This window comes from Bradyrhizobium sp. Kon56 (assembly GCF_055807635.1).
Window position 1 is genome coordinate 1 of record NZ_JBVVOU010000021.1, and the last position, 14,429, is coordinate 14,429.

Consider the following 14,429-nt stretch of genomic DNA (forward strand, 5'->3'; position numbering starts at 1 on the left):
CTGATCTACGCCAATACTGTCGTGCAACGGGGCACGCCCTGGATCGAAAAAGCCGCCTAGCCTTTAATGGTTGCTACAACACCTCGCGAACGGCGAAGCTACCCCGCCGGCGCGATACTCGGTGCCAGGATCACCTCGAGATGCTCGGGGCGATCGCGGTTGGCGTCGGCGAGATAGTCATCGGCGACCTTGCGCAGGCGCCGGCTGAGTTCGGCGGAGACGCTGATGCTGTCGAGCTTGGTGTTCTCGTGCACGATGGCAAGGATGGCGTTGATGTGGTGCGTGAACAGCTCGGCCGGTACCTTTTCGAGATCGGGCGCGTGCTCGATGACGCGGCACAGGCTCTCGGCTACGCCCGCCGCCGCCGGATAGCCGAAAGTCGCGGCATCGCCCTTGATGTCGTGCGCGGCGCGAAACAACTCGTCGCGCCTGTCCTTGCTGAAGCCGTCGTGCCGGATGGCGACGTAGGCGGCCGACAGCCGGTTGATCTCGGTCGCCATCCAGTCCTTGAACTCGCCAGCAAGGCCCGCGAGCGCCTGTTCGGCGCGGCCGATCGGATCGTCCATGTCTTTGTCTTCGACGCGGCGCAGGACCGACCTCAGCGGGTTGGGCTGCGTGATGATTTGATGCGTGGCGAAGGCCGTGATCTCGATGTCTCTTGCGCTGTTCTTCGCCATGATATCGGCCTCGATCGTGAGAGACGTTGCGCTAGATGGAGGAGCGGGCCTTGTCGAGCAGCGAGGGCTGCTGCAGCACCTCGTGCTTTTCGCCGACGCGGCGCTCGGGGCCCATATAGGCTGAGTTGATGTTGCGGCGGCGGTCCGGGCCGAAATAGGTCTTGGTCTTGATGAAGGGGCGGGGACTGGCGACCACGTTGAGGATGCGCTGGTAGAGCCCCTTGGCCGAGATCGGCTTGGCCAGAAATTCGGTGACGCCGGCATCGCGCGCCACCGTGACGCGGCGCTTCTCGGAATGGCCGGTCAGCATGATGATCGGCGCGTAGGGATTGCCCTTGGATTCCGGCTGCCGGATCATCTGCGCCAGCTCGAGCCCATCGAAGATCGGCATCGCCCAGTCGGTGATGACGATGTCGGGCACGTAATGGCTGTACATTTCCAGCGCCGTGGCCCCGTCCTCGGCCTCGTAGACTTCACGCGCGCCAAAGGAATGCAGCAGCGTCCGCAGGATGCGACGCATGTGCGGATTGTCGTCGCAGACGAGGAAACGCAGCTTGTTGAAATCGATGCGGAACATGGAGCCCGGGCCGAAGTGGTCAACTTTCGTTAACCATATCTCGCCGGGGGTTAATGAAGGGTTGCGATCGGCAGTCCGGCGGGCGGCTCAGGAGCCGAACTGTTCGCGCAGAATGCGCTCTTCCAGGCTGTGACCGGGGTCGAACAGCATGCGCATCGAGATGGTCTTGTCGGACAGCACCTCGACGCGGCGAACATCGCGCACCTCGTCGTGGTCGGCGACCGCCGCCACGGGGCGCTTGTCGCCCTCCAGCACCTCAATCACGACATAAGCCGTGTTCGGCAGCAGCGCGCCGCGCCAGCGTCGTGGGCGGAAGGCGCTGATCGGCGTCAGCGCCAGCAGCGCGGCGTTGATCGGCAGGATCGGTCCTTGGGCGGACAGATTGTAGGCGGTCGAGCCGGCTGGCGTTGCCACCATGATGCCGTCGGCGATCAGCTCGGACATGCGCTCGCGCTCGTCGATCAGGATCCGCAGGCGCGCGGCCTGGTAGGTCTGCCGGAACAGGGCGACCTCGTTGATGGCGTGATGCAGGTGGACGCGGTCGTTGGCATCGGTCGCGCGCATCAGGAGGGGGTGGATTTCTGATTCCTGCGCGGCCTCGAGGCGGGCTCGAAGATCGACGGTCGAGTACTCGTTCATCAGGAAGCCGACGGTGCCGCGGTGCATGCCGTAGATCGGCTTGCCCGTATGCATGTGCTGATGCAGCGTCTGAAGCATGAGCCCGTCGCCGCCGAGTGCGACCACGATGTCGGCGTCCTTCGGATCGCAATTGCCGAAGTCCCTGGTGAGCTGGCCGAAGGCGGCTTGCGCCTCGCTGCTCGGGCTGGCGACGAAGGCGATCCGGTCGTATCGCGCTGGCTTGGTCATGGTTTCCGGGCAGGGCCGCTGGCTCGAGAAAGTTCCGCCGGGCTCGTCTAACGATCTCGACCCCGATTGTCGAGGATGACCACCCTTCACAGCAGTCCGGCAACTGCCCATTCCGATTTGAGGATGAAACCGGGTCGATTTGTGGCCCACCGGGCTCTTCAGGCGCCGCCGGAGCCATGGTCCCCCAAACCGTCGCAATTCCGCGCTAGCCTTGCGGTCCGCACCGGTGGTCGTCGCCGGGCAGGGAGAACGACCATGAATATGAAAATGCCGGTGCTCCGCCGTGCGACCCTGGTGCTGGCGGTATCGGCATTCGCGCTCGCAGGATTGGCGCGCGCCGACGATCCGCCGCAGCCGCGCGCCGAGGCGGCAGCGCCAGCCGGACAGAAGGGCGGGCGCGGCGGCGCACAAAGCGCGTCGCAGAATGCATCGCCATCCGCCGAGCCGCACCGTCTTCCGTCGGATTCGACCACGAAGCAGACACTCGATCTTCCCGGCCGCAGCCTCAATTTCGCAGCGACCGCTGGTTCGATCCGCGTGTTCGACGGCAAGGGTGAGCCGGTGGCCGACATCGCCTATACATCCTATGAGCTCGACGGCGCAGACCGTGCGACGCGTCCCGTGACGTTCCTGTTCAACGGCGGGCCCGGTGCGTCGTCGGCATGGCTCCAGTTCGGCGCGGCCGGGCCGTGGCGGCTGCCGCTCGATGGCGAAGCGCTGTCGCCGTCCGCCTCGCCCGAGGTGAAGCCGAACGCGGAGACCTGGCTCGGTTTCACCGATCTCGTCTTCATCGACCCCGTCAGCACCGGCTACAGCCGCTTCGTCGCGACCGGCGATGACGCGCGCAAATCGTTCTACTCCGTCGACGGCGACGTCAATTCGATCGCGTTGGTGATCCGCCGCTGGCTCGAGAAGCACGACCGGCTGACCTCGCCGAAATACGTCGCCGGCGAAAGCTATGGCGGCATTCGCGGGCCGAAGGTGGTGCGCCAGTTGCAGCTCCAGCACGGCGTCGGCGTCAGGGGATTGATCCTGGTGTCGCCGCTCCTGGACTTCCGCGAATTCACCGGCACCAGCCTCCTGCAATATGTCGCGACGCTGCCGAGCTATGTGGCGGTGGCGCGCGAGGCGAAAGGCCCGGTCAAGCGCGCCGATCTCGCCGACGTCGAGGCTTACGCGCGCGGCGAATTCCTGGCCGACCTCGTCAAGGGCGAGGCGGACAAGGAGGCCACCAATCGTCTTGCCGACAAGGTCGCCGAGCTCACCGGCATCGACCAGGCGGTGAGCCGTCGGCTTGCCGGCCGCTTCGACGTCGGCGAATTCCGCCGCGAATTCGACCGCAAGAACGGCAAGGTGACGGGGCGCTACGATGGCTCGGTACGCGGCCTTGATCCCTATCCGGATTCGAGCAGCTCGCGGTTCGGTGATCCCTCCGGCGATGCGCTGCAGGCGCCGCTGACGAGTGCGGCGGTTGACCTGTTGACACACAAGCTCAACTGGCGGCCCGACGGCTCCTACGAGGTGTTGAACGGCGCCGTCGAAGGCCACTGGGATTTCGGCCGCGGCATCAACCCGCCGCAGTCGGTCTCCGAGCTGCGCCAGATCCTCGCCACGGATGCGAAGCTGAACGTGCTGGTCGCGCACGGCCTGTTCGATCTCGCCACCCCCTATTTCGGATCGAAGCGGGTGCTCGACCAGTTGCCGGCCTTCGCAACGCAGCGGGTCAAGTTCGTGGTCTATCCCGGCGGCCACATGTTCTATTCGCGCGACGGCTCGCGGCAGGCTCTTCGGAGCGAAGTCGAGACTCTCATTCGGGAGTAGCCCGTCGCTTGCGCGGCTTGTATCGCCGCGCGATCTCGCGGGCTACGACGGCCGCAGGCTTGATATTGGCGCCCGCGATCCAGACGTCACTGACCTTGCCGCGCTTGTCGCGGACGCGGCGCACCGGCTCGCCGTGGCTGGAGTAACCGGCGGCCCAGGCGAGCTTGCCGGTGTCGCGGCCGGTGACCTCGATCTCGGCGGCGTCCATGAACGGGTTGTTGAACTGGGGATTGGCGACCAGCACGCGGTTGCCGACCGGCACGAGGTCGTTCGCGCCCCAGATCGTCCACCAACGGCCGGTCCAGTCGCGCACGCGGCGGTCGGGTGCACCACGGGACTGGAAGACGCGCAGGATCTGCATCGCGCCGTCCATCCAGAACGGGGCCGCGCCGTCGATGGAGTTGCTGAGGATGCTGATCGCGAGCTCGCAAGCGGGGATGGAGCAGGTCCTGGAGATGTAACCTTGAAAGCCGCCGCCATGGCCCAACCAATCCCAGCCGTCGGTTTTGCCGGCGTTGACGCCGAGGCCGTAATAGGCCTCGAAGCTTTGCGGCACGCGCCAATGGTTTCGCGTCATCTCGCGGCGGCTTGCGACCGATAGCACGCTCTTTTTCGCATTGGGCGCGAGCTGCGCGTAGAAGCGGGCGGTATCGGCGGCGGTCGCGATGAAGCCGGCGGCGGAGGCCATCGCGTGCGCGGGATTGTCGCCGGGGATCACGCATCGCTCTCCGTACGGCAGCTTGCGAGTGTGGCCGCGCGCGAACGACGCGCCCTTGGGAAGCGGCGCGTCCGGCTCGGTCTCGCGCAGGCCCGCAGGTTCGATGATCTCGCGCTTGATCCAGACCGGGTAGGGCTCCTTCGTCACGGCCTCGATGACGAGACCGATCAGCCCAAAGCCGTGATTGGAATATTTGAAGCGTGTGCCCGGCTCGATTACGGTCGGCCGCTTCAATTCCGCGAGCAGCTCGTTCGCGTCGAGATAGGGACGGCTGTCGATGAACTGGCCGGAATCGGCGCCGTCGCGCGTCAGTCCCGCGGTGTGCGAGAGCACTTGCGCAATCGTCGTTTCGGCGACGCGCGGATGCAGGCCGGCGACATGTTGGCCGATGGAATCGTCGAGCCGGAGCTTGCGCTGCTCGCGCAGCTTCATGACGCCGGCCGAGGTGAAGCTCTTCGAGTGCGAGGCGATGCGGAAGCGATGGCGCGGGGTGAGCTTCTCGCCGGTGTCGAGATTGGCGAGGCCGAACGCATGCTCGGCAACCACCTCGCCGCGATGGACGAAGGCGACCATGACGCCCGGCTGCTGGATTGTGGTGTGCTGGAATTCGATCCAGGAGCCGATGTAGTCGATCGCGGATCGCAGCCACTTGTCCATTGCGCACCGATTTACCAAGAGAGTGTTTGATGCGAGAGGCTAACCGAGAACGCAGAACGGGCACAACCCTGAGGTTGTGCCCGTTCGTCCCATTCGGAGATGCGATGTTCTTAATAGACGAGGGTCGCTCCGGTCGGCTTGTCGAGCGCGGCGGCGAGCGAGCGATATTCGGAGCTGTCGGTGCCGGCGAGCGAGGCGAGCTTGTTCAGGTGATACTGCGCCTGCTCGCGGTTGCCCTGCTCGAGCTGCCAGAGGCCATAATACTGCCAGGTGCGGACGTGGTTCGGATCGTCCTTCAGCGCGAGCTCGTAATAGACCTTCGACGACTGGTAGTCGCCGAGCTTGCGATAGGAGTAGCCGATCAGATTGGCGACGTCGGCGACGTCGTCGCGCTTGAGCGACTTCAGCTGGCCGATCGCGCCGGTGTAGTCGTGATTGTCAAAGATCGTGGTGTAGGCGGTGCGATAGGCAGCAAGGAATTTCGGATCGCTGACCGAGGAGCTCTTCTTCTTGCCCTTCTTGGTCGAGGTGTCGGATTTCGGTGGCGAGGAGGGCTCATCGCTGCCGGCGGCATAGGCGCTGGTCAGCACCGGAGCCGCTGCCAACGACACGGCGACAAGTCCCGGCACAAGAAGCATTGAGAGTTTGCGCATATAAGTTCTCCGGTATGGAACGTGGCGATCCTACACGATTGCCCAAAGACCGGAACACCCATCAGGCAAAAACATTCCCGGCATCCTGGCCTAGGGCGGATGACAAACTTGTCATCCAGATGAACGGGAGCCTGCTGTGGGCTTCAGATTGGGTTCAGTGCGAGCCTCCTAGGCTCCAACCTACGATCAAAGGGTTGGCGAGAGGGCGCCCGCCTCAAGATCCTTCCAAGAGGAGACCAACCATGTTGAAGACCATTTCCGCAGCCTTGCTCGCAGCCTCCGTGATCGCAGCCCCGGCCTTCGCAGCCGAGACCACCACGACCACGCCGGTGATCAAGGCAGACCAGAGCCAGACCAAGGTGTCGACCACCGCCGCGAAACCCGATGCCGGCCTCAAGGCCCACGCCAAGGCTTCGGACGTCAAGGCTTCGGACGTCAAGGCCGATGCCAAGGTGGACACCAAGTCGAAGGCGATGAACGCCAACGCCGCCGTCACACCGGACGAGCACAAGACCGTGCGCAAGCATCGCCACCACCACAAGCATCTGTCAGCGAAGAAGTCGCTGAAGACGCAGCCGGACGTGACCAAGCCGGCGACGATGGAGAAGCGCAGCTAACGACTGAGCCTGCGCGGCGGCGTCCTAGCATTGCCCCGGCCGCCGCGTGAGGAATTCAGGCCCGGCCCGTTCGTCACGCCTTGCGCGAAAGCTCGAGGTGCTGGCGGCGGGCCGGTATGACCATGCTGAAGCCCGCGAGCAACGTCCCAGATTTGGCGGCCGCAAACAAAACCTCGAAAACAACCCCATGCACAGTAGCGGGTCGTAGATAAATCAATGGTTTAAGGGGTGGCGTATTTGCGGATTTTACGAATCTGTTTGACTCGTCGGGCAAAACACCTGTAGACATGCATCATTGCAACCTTGGGGCTGGAACGTCTCCGAGACTGATCGAGCGGAGAGCGTAAGCGGTGCGGCGACTAGCGGAACGCGCAGTGAGCTTGGCGTTGATGCTGGCACTGCCGCTGGCGCTCACGGGATGTTTCGGCAGCGATGGTGACCGTCCAACCCTGATGGAGGGGACCCAGGCCGGAGGTCCACAACCGTTCCCGGATAATTTCCGTGGCGACACGCTGGCCTTGATGCGCAGCTATCTGAACAATCCCGTCGGCGTGCGTGACGCCAGCATGGCCGAGCCGGCGCAGCGCGAGGTCGGAGGCCGCCAGTTCTACGTCAGTTGCCTGCACTTCATCCCACGCGAGACCGACGGCACCTACAAGGCCACGAGGGAGCGCGCCGTGATCTTCGTCAACGGCCGGGCGGACCGCGTCGTCGATCGCGCCAGCGAGCTGTGCGCGGGCGCGGTTTACGTACCCTTTCCGGAACTTGAAAAGATGACGCGGTAGCGCAAAGCCCACCTTCATCGCTTGGTGATAGACAAAGCCCGCCGGAGCTGCCGGATCACATTTCGGGGAGCTTTGAACGGGGTGGTTTCGCGTTGCGACTAATCGTTACGGAAGGTTTTGTTTCCGACGGAAAAAACCGTCGGCACGCGCCTGTCGGACGGAACAAAATCGCGTTGTTGCCGCTCCGTCACAGTAACGAACGATCAACGTTCCGGCATCGCCTCGAAGCAACCCAATTCACGCCACGTTGTTTCCTGAGTGTCGAATTGAAAGAACGGGGATAATCATGAAGAGGATTTTGCTGGGCGCGGTTGCCCTGCTCGCGCTGGCTGCGCCGGCTGCCGCAGCCGACATGCAGGCGCGCACCTACACCAAGGCTCCGGCCTACACGCCGCCGCAGGTGATCTACAACTGGACCGGCTTCTACATCGGTGGCCATGTCGGCGGCGCCTTTGCCGGCGACAGCAGCTTCCAGTCGAGCGACGCGCGCTTCCTCGGCGGTGTTCAGGGCGGCTTCGACTACCAGTTCGCGCCCAATTGGGTCATGGGTGTCGAGGCCCAGTATTCCTGGCTGCCGACCAACAACGGCGGCGCTACGTTCCCGCTGGGCACGCAGGTGACCTCCAATACCGACCAGCTCGGCTCGGTGACCGGTCGCATCGGCTACACCTGGGGACCGGCGCTGCTTTACGCGAAGGGCGGTTATGCCTGGCGCAATGGCGGTCTTGGCGTCAATGTCGCCGGCGTCCCGCAGCCCTTCACCGCCACCGGCAACAGCAAGGACGGCTATACCGTTGGCGCTGGCCTCGAATACATGTTCGCGCCGAACTGGTCGGCCAAGGCCGAGTACCAATATTACAACTTCGGCAACACGACGATCACCTCCGGTCCGGCTGACGTCGTCGGCGTCCGCGGCCGGGAGGACGAGCATACCGTCAAGGTCGGCGTGAATTACCGCTTCGGCTGGGGCGGTCCGGCAGCCTCGCGCTACTGACGCGCCACCAGCGACCCACGACCTGACAAAGGCCGGCTCTCGCCGGCCTTTCGTTTGCCCAGCCCTCGTTCGCAAGTCCTTTGTTTGCATCGCGTCAACCATCTGGCGCGTCATTTGCAGGCAAACGTTCTGGCGGGCGCTTTCTCACGCGCGTCATGGAGCTCGGGTAAAGCAAAAATAATTTTTGCAGCTTACGGAACTCGCGCGCCGGAACGCGTTATATGACAATTACCGGGCTGGTGGGACGACGGACATGCGTATCTTGGTGTCGGCTGTGGTGCTCTCGTGCTTCGTCAGTTTGCCGTGCGCTGCCCAAACAATCCTCAAATCCGAGCCTCTGATGCTGGCACCCTACGAGGTGGCCTTCGTCAAGGACGCCTCGTGCTCCTCCGGTAAGGTGCTGAAGGTCACCGGCGCGATCCGTGGGCTGCATCGCCGGAAGGCCTGCGTGGCTCTGGCGGGCGAGCAGGCGTCACTGGCCACCGCGACCCCCTAAGCTTTTCCTGAGCTCTGGCTTCCCAGCTTCGATTCCTCTTTAGGAATTCAGCTCAAGCTCCATCCTCGCTTGGCGATCAGCCTCGGCCTTGTTCCGGGCCGGGTCCTCGCCCTGTGCGGCCCGGCACGGCTTGATCTCGTAATCGTTGTCGAGCACCCGGCGTGGCCCGGGACGGTTGTCATCCGCAGTTACGTCCACGACGAGGCCACTTCGCTGCGCGAGCCTCCAGACGTCGGACTCGTCAGGATAGGCCTTGCTGATCTGGGCATCGTTGCAGAACAGGGCGTAGGGCATTGTTCCCGCTCCTGGAAAGCGCATTAACGAATTTGACGGGGTAGGGGTTCCGCTCGCCGGTCGATCACGCGGCCGTGATCAGGGCCGCCGGGTCCTGAGTCCTTAACGAGTCCTGAATCCCGAAAAAAAGAATCCACGGGACTCATTTGGCGGAATCAGCGGATGTTTTCGGTCATGACGACGGACCTGAAAACCTCTTGCGGGCACATGCTGCTGCCCCTCACGCTGGCCCTGTTCGGCGCCTGCGCGGCCAATCTCTGGCTAGTGTGGTCCTGGCTTTAGGCCAGCGACGGGAGATCCGGCTTTACTTGTCAGCCGGTGGACGGGAGGAGGGCTCGCGGATGGCGGCCCGCAATTTGGTCAGGGTGGCCGCGCAATATTCCTCGCGCTCCCGCTCGAACCGCTCCTGATGCTTGCGGAAATTGGCGATGCGGGCCTGTATTTCGGTGCGGACGTCGTGGCTCGCCACCCGGGGCGACGGGAGAGGTAACGGCTGCGGCGGAGCGGCCTTAAGTGGCTCGGTCCCGATGATGGTGTTGACGGGGGCGATCTGCACCGACGCGGCCACTGTCGCCGTCGGGATCTCCGGTGGATGCAAGTCATCCTTTTTGCCGGTTACCGATTGGACGAAAGCCATTGTCTGCGCGATCAGCGCGTCGCGTTCCGCGATCCACTTCATGGTGCACCCCTGTTGGCGCCATTCCAGCAAAGCTGGCCGGCCGAATCAAGAAGGTGTTGGGTGGGGGATTGCATATTTTTCCCGGCCGCCCGACAGTGGGGAATGGATGCCAAAGCAGACCATTCAGCCGAAGCCGAGGGCTTGAGGCTCGTCCGCGCGTTCCTATCGCTGCCGCCCGACAAACGGGCGGAGGTGATCGCGTTCGTTGAGGAGTTGGCCCGCGCCAAACGCCGTCCGGAGGAGGGCGCCGACGTCTCGCCGGGGTGAGCGCTAGCGCTCCCGCGGATTGAGGTTGGGCTCGAACGGCGCCCCGACCACCCGAACCGGCGTCGGCGTGGTCCCGTCTATTGCTACCGTTTCAGCCCGCTGCTTTGCCGGAGCCGGCCAGGGAGCCTGTTCGAACAGCGCAACAGCCCCGGCCAAGGCGCTACAGCACAGCGTCACCGTGGCCAGCAGAAACATGTTTCGATTTTCTTCCCTGATCCGCATGGGTCGACAACGGCCGACGCCCTTGACGGGTTCCGCCTGACCATGCCCGGATCGCTCCCCAAACTGCCGGCGGGACGCGATCGGGACATGGCCAGGACAAATCTGCAAAGACAAATCTTCAAAAACCACGGATCGAGGTCGTCTCACGGCAGCGCAGATCGAGGTTGAGAAGCAAGCCGCCCATCAGCGCAAGCGCGATATGGTCAACCTTGCCGACGGCTTTGAGCGCGCAGCCGGCGAGATCAAGACGGTGGGCGCGGCGTCCACCGAGCTTGAAGCGTCGTCCTCGACGCTGGCCAAGTGCTTTCCACGGCCAAGATGCTGGTGAGCGACAGCAACCGGCTGGGTGGCACAAACTCCGGCGGCACGGCCCCCGGCAAGCAGCTGATTTATTGCGGCAGCAAGAGGGACATCGCGATCGCGAACAGGAAGCCCGTTGCGACGATCGCCGCGACAGCACCCGCGGTGATCTTGGCGATCTCTCGGCTGGTATAGGGACGCATGGGATGCGCATGCTACCTCATGTTGAACTCTGATCCAATCTGTGGTCAGTAGCCGCGCCCGAAATGCGTGCGGCCAACGTCCATTCCCGAAGGTCGATCCATGAACGAGGATATCAGCGACGGCTGGACCGCGTCCGCGGCTGCTTGGATCGTCGAGCAGGGTGAAGACGGCGACTATGGTCGCCGCTTCGTGCTGGACGCGCCGATGCGAGCGCGGATCGAAGGGCGCGGCTTCCGCAATGCGCTCGACGTTGGCTGCGGCGAGGGGCGCTTCTGTCGCATCATGCAGCGCGCCGGCATCCGCACCACCGGCATCGACCCGACCGAAGCGCTGCTCGCGCGTGCCATGGAATTGGACCCGCAGGGCGACTACCGGCTTGGCCGAGCTGAAACAATGGAGATCGAAGCGCCATTTGATCTGGTCGTCAGCTATCTCAGCCTGGTCGACATGCCCCATCTCGGTGCGGCGATCGGGAAGATCGTGGCAGCGCTGCGGCCGGGCGGTACGCTGCTGATTGCCAATCTGACCAGCTTCAACACCGCGGGTCCGCCCGACGGCTGGACGCGTGACGGCGACGGCGCCTTGCGCTTCAACATCGATCATTACATGGAGGAGCGGCCGACTTGGGTGACTTGGCGCGGCATCCGAATTCTGAACTGGCATCGTCCGCTCAGCACCTACATGACGCTGCTACTCGATCAGGGGCTCCTGTTGCGCCTTTTCGTCGAGCCGCAGCCCAGCGGCGGCGACCCCGACAGGAATGCCTTTCATCGCCGGGTGCCTTACTTCCACATCATGGAGTGGCAGAAACCGGTTTGAGGATGGGATGAGATTCGGATGGAACGCATGACCACAGTGTTCACAACGTAATCTTAAGGTCCGGACGATGATCTCCAAGCGCCCACCCGTGCTCGCCCATGAGCGGTTCACCGCCGACCGCGAGAATTTTGTCGGCCTCGATCTGGCCGCGCGGTTCGAGCGGATCGAGCGGACCAACCTGTGGGGCGCGGCCAGTTCGGTGTCGGGCCTCGGCTCGGAGGATCCCGCGACCGTCGCGGTCCGCGAGATGCTTCCTGCACTGCTGCAACGGCTCGGCGCGCGCTCGCTGCTCGATGCGCCCTGCGGCGACGCGGGGTGGATCGGCCGCCTGAAGCTGCATCTCGACTACACCGGCATCGACATCGTGCCGTCGCTGATCGCGGCCAATCGCAAGCGCGTGGCTGGCGGTGAGTTGTCAGGCCGGTTTCTCGTTGCCGACATCACGCGCGATGCACTGCCGCGCGCCGATGTGGTGCTGTGCCGGGACTGCCTGGTGCATTTGAGTTTCGACAACATCGTCCGCGCCGTCGCGAACTTTCGCGCCAGCGGCGCACGTTTCCTGCTGGTCACGACGTTTCCCGAATGGGACGACAATCGCGATTGCGAGGACGGCGACTGGCGGGCGCTGAACATGGAGAAGGCGCCGTTCGACTGGCCGGCGCCGCGCGTGCTGATCAACGAGCGTTGCGAAGAGGGCAGTGGCGGCTGGCGCGACAAGAGCCTCGGGCTGTGGCGGCTCGATGAACTGCCCGATCGTGTCCTCACTGCCCGGGGGATATGACGGACGCGGGCGGAACGTCCGTTGCGTGAGTGATTGCCCTCGCGCTATATTTTGGGTTGCATGATGCCGTCTCGCATTGCGGTGACGATGTTGGAGCACGCCATGAGACCGAGTGTTGTCGCCGTCGCCATGCTGGTCTGGTGCTGCGCGCCCGCGTTGGCGCAGCAGGACGGCGCTGCGCTCTACGCAAGCCACTGCGCGCAATGTCACGATGGCGGTGATGGCCAGAGCCGTGTGCCAGGCCGCGGTGCCATGCAGGCGATGTCGTTCGATCATGTGCTGGGAACGCTGACTTCTGGAAGCATGGCGGCAATGGCGAAGGACCGCAGCGACTCGGAACGGCGCGCGATTGCCGCCTTCGTCACCGGCAAGGCCGCGGTGGGCGACAATGCAGTCGATGCGGAGGGACGCTGCACGCAGCAGGTCAATTTCTTTCCGCAGCCGCTCGATGGTCCGCGCTGGAATGGATGGGGCGTCGACGCTGCCAACAGCCGCTTCCAGTCGACCGAAATGGCCGGCCTGACCGGGGAAGAGGTACCGCGCCTGCGGTTGAAATGGGCTTATGCCTTTCCCGGCGCCTCGGTGTCGTTTGCGCCGCCGACCATCGTGGGCGGTCTGCTGTTTATCGGCGGCACTGACCGCAAGGTGCACGCGCTCGACGCGCGAAGCGGCTGCACGAGGTGGACGCTGCCGACCGATGCCGCGGTTCGCGCGGCGATCAGCTTCGGGCCGCTTCCCGGCACCGATCAGTTCGCGATCTTCTTCGGTGACCTGCGCGCCAATGCCTATGCGGTGAACGCACTGACTGGTGCGCTGATCTGGAAGACCAAGGTCGAGGAGCACCCGGCAGCTCGCATCACCGGAGCGCCGACGCTGCATTCCGGCGTGCTCTATATCCCGGTCTCCTCGCTCGAGGAGGCCGCCGGTTCGCAGGCCAGTTACGAATGCTGTACTTTCCGCGGCAGCGTGGTCGCGCTCGAGGCAGTGACCGGCAAGCCGGTGTGGCAGGCCTACACGATCCCTGAGGTGGCGCATCCGACCGGCAAGAATGCGAGAGGCACGCAGCTGTTCGGCCCGTCCGGCGCGGCGGTGTGGTCGGCACCGACGATTGATCCGAAACGCAACGCCGTCTACGTCGCGACCAGCAATTCCTATTCGAATCCACCGGCCGCAACCGCCGATGCGGTCCTCGCTTTCGAGCTTGCGACCGGTAAGCTGCTCTGGAAGCAGCAGGCGACGCCGAGCGACGCCTTCATCGTCGCGTGCTTCGGCGCGGACAAGACCAATTGTCCTGAAGATCACGGGCCCGACCACGATTTTGGCCAGTCGCCGATCCTCGTGACCTTGCGTGACGGCAGGCGCGTTCTTGCCATCGCGCAGAAGTCCGGCGTCGTGCACGCGCTCGATCCTGATGATGGCGGCAAGATCCTGTGGCAGACGCGGATCGGGAAGGGCGGTGCGCTCGGCGGCAGCGAGTGGGGCTCGGCCGCCGACCAGGATCGCATCTATGTCGCGAACTCCGACGTGCGGTTCCTGCGCGATGGTACGCGGCGGCTCGATGCCACCCAAGGCGGCGGTCTGTTCGGCCTCGACCTCGCCAGTGGGAAAATTGCGATGGAAGTATCTCCTGTCGCCTGTGGCGATCGCCTCCAATGCAGCCCTGCGCTGTCGGCTGCCGTGAGCCTGATCCCCGGCGTCGTGTTTTCCGGCGGCGTCAGCGGCTTTCTGCGCGCCTACGCGACGGCCGACGGAAAGCTGTTGTGGGAATACGACACGGCGCGAGACTATACGACGGTGAACGGCGCCCCTGCTCATGGCGGCGCGATCGACGGCCCCGGGCCGATCATCGCCGGCGGAATGCTCTACACCAATTCCGGCTACGGCCAGTGGGGCGGCGTCGCCGGCAACGCACTGCTGGCGTTCGAGGTTGCGAAGGAGTGAGGGTCAGTCCTGGATTGCCCTGCGCTCCAGCCGAGCGACAGAACCTGTCAGCCAACTGAG

General features: G+C 64.4%; 16 protein-coding genes. 9 read left to right on the top strand and 7 right to left on the bottom strand.

Annotated elements, in window-relative coordinates:
* Positions 1 to 98 precede the first annotated feature (98 nt).
* The 3 genes from AC0L3B_RS27270 to AC0L3B_RS27280 all read right to left on the bottom strand — a co-directional run bounded on the left by AC0L3B_RS27270 (position 99) and on the right by AC0L3B_RS27280 (position 2,121).
* Positions 99 to 677, bottom strand: a complete 579-nt coding sequence (locus tag AC0L3B_RS27270) for an Hpt domain-containing protein (RefSeq protein WP_018455380.1) — start codon at positions 675 to 677, stop codon at positions 99 to 101.
* Positions 678 to 708: 31 nt separating this feature from the next.
* Positions 709 to 1,254 carry a response regulator gene (locus tag AC0L3B_RS27275; protein ID WP_007611745.1) on the bottom strand — a complete coding sequence of 182 codons (546 nt, stop codon included), beginning with the start codon at positions 1,252 to 1,254 and terminating at the stop codon, positions 709 to 711.
* An 87-nt stretch (positions 1,255 to 1,341) separates the two neighbouring features.
* Positions 1,342 to 2,121, bottom strand: a complete 780-nt coding sequence (locus AC0L3B_RS27280; RefSeq protein WP_085351151.1) for an NAD kinase — start codon at positions 2,119 to 2,121, stop codon at positions 1,342 to 1,344.
* Positions 2,122 to 2,376: 255 nt separating this feature from the next.
* Between AC0L3B_RS27280 and AC0L3B_RS27285 the strand changes: the two genes are divergently transcribed.
* Positions 2,377 to 3,942 carry a S10 family peptidase gene (locus AC0L3B_RS27285; protein ID WP_473381406.1) on the top strand — a complete coding sequence of 522 codons (1,566 nt, stop codon included), beginning with the start codon at positions 2,377 to 2,379 and terminating at the stop codon, positions 3,940 to 3,942.
* Here AC0L3B_RS27285 and AC0L3B_RS27290 read toward each other — a convergent pair.
* Together AC0L3B_RS27290 and AC0L3B_RS27295 are read right to left on the bottom strand one after the other, a co-directional pair.
* A complete protein-coding gene (locus AC0L3B_RS27290) occupies positions 3,929 to 5,317 on the bottom strand; it encodes a serine hydrolase domain-containing protein (RefSeq protein WP_473381407.1) in 1,389 nt (462 codons plus the stop codon). The genes AC0L3B_RS27285 and AC0L3B_RS27290 overlap by 14 nt on opposite strands.
* Before the next feature lie 110 nt (positions 5,318 to 5,427).
* The gene (locus AC0L3B_RS27295; protein WP_368507696.1) at positions 5,428 to 5,970 is read right to left on the bottom strand and encodes a tetratricopeptide repeat protein; all 543 of its coding nucleotides are present in this window, start codon (positions 5,968 to 5,970) and stop codon (positions 5,428 to 5,430) included.
* A 242-nt stretch (positions 5,971 to 6,212) separates the two neighbouring features.
* Here AC0L3B_RS27295 and AC0L3B_RS27300 point away from each other — a divergent pair, with 242 nt between their 5' ends.
* The 4 genes from AC0L3B_RS27300 (at position 6,213) to AC0L3B_RS27315 (ending at position 8,862) form a co-directional block, all read left to right on the top strand.
* The gene (locus AC0L3B_RS27300; RefSeq protein ID WP_473381408.1) at positions 6,213 to 6,587 is read left to right on the top strand and encodes a His-rich protein BRANT; all 375 of its coding nucleotides are present in this window, start codon (positions 6,213 to 6,215) and stop codon (positions 6,585 to 6,587) included.
* Positions 6,588 to 6,976: 389 nt separating this feature from the next.
* The gene (locus AC0L3B_RS27305; RefSeq protein ID WP_085351156.1) at positions 6,977 to 7,372 is read left to right on the top strand and encodes a hypothetical protein; all 396 of its coding nucleotides are present in this window, start codon (positions 6,977 to 6,979) and stop codon (positions 7,370 to 7,372) included.
* Between the two features lie 286 nt (positions 7,373 to 7,658).
* The gene (locus tag AC0L3B_RS27310) at positions 7,659 to 8,366 is read left to right on the top strand and encodes an outer membrane protein (protein WP_085384994.1); all 708 of its coding nucleotides are present in this window, start codon (positions 7,659 to 7,661) and stop codon (positions 8,364 to 8,366) included.
* Positions 8,367 to 8,619: 253 nt separating this feature from the next.
* Positions 8,620 to 8,862: a hypothetical protein gene (locus AC0L3B_RS27315; RefSeq protein WP_018455389.1), complete on the top strand. Its 243-nt coding sequence runs from the start codon at positions 8,620 to 8,622 to the stop codon at positions 8,860 to 8,862.
* Positions 8,863 to 8,901: 39 nt separating this feature from the next.
* On the opposite strand, the gene AC0L3B_RS27320 is transcribed toward AC0L3B_RS27315, so the two are convergent.
* Complete coding sequence (locus tag AC0L3B_RS27320; protein WP_018455390.1) at positions 8,902 to 9,156, bottom strand: hypothetical protein; 255 nt, start codon at positions 9,154 to 9,156, stop codon at positions 8,902 to 8,904.
* Between the two features lie 304 nt (positions 9,157 to 9,460).
* Entirely contained in the window at positions 9,461 to 9,835 is a 375-nt protein-coding gene (locus AC0L3B_RS27325; protein ID WP_018455392.1) for a hypothetical protein, read from the bottom strand.
* A 102-nt stretch (positions 9,836 to 9,937) separates the two neighbouring features.
* On the opposite strand from AC0L3B_RS27325, the gene AC0L3B_RS27330 reads away from it, so the two are divergent.
* From AC0L3B_RS27330 to AC0L3B_RS27345, 4 genes are all read left to right on the top strand, one after another.
* Positions 9,938 to 10,102 (top strand): hypothetical protein, encoded by a 165-nt coding sequence (locus tag AC0L3B_RS27330; protein ID WP_007602663.1) that lies wholly within the window; start codon positions 9,938 to 9,940, stop codon positions 10,100 to 10,102.
* An 825-nt stretch (positions 10,103 to 10,927) separates the two neighbouring features.
* Entirely contained in the window at positions 10,928 to 11,647 is a 720-nt protein-coding gene (locus tag AC0L3B_RS27335) for a class I SAM-dependent methyltransferase (RefSeq protein ID WP_204511582.1), read from the top strand.
* A gap of 67 nt (positions 11,648 to 11,714) precedes the next feature.
* Positions 11,715 to 12,428: a class I SAM-dependent methyltransferase gene (locus tag AC0L3B_RS27340; RefSeq protein ID WP_204511581.1), complete on the top strand. Its 714-nt coding sequence runs from the start codon at positions 11,715 to 11,717 to the stop codon at positions 12,426 to 12,428.
* Between the two features lie 102 nt (positions 12,429 to 12,530).
* On the top strand, positions 12,531 to 14,369 hold the full coding sequence (locus tag AC0L3B_RS27345; RefSeq protein WP_162496537.1) for an outer membrane protein assembly factor BamB family protein: 1,839 nt from the start codon (positions 12,531 to 12,533) through the stop codon (positions 14,367 to 14,369).
* Positions 14,370 to 14,429 lie beyond the last annotated feature (60 nt).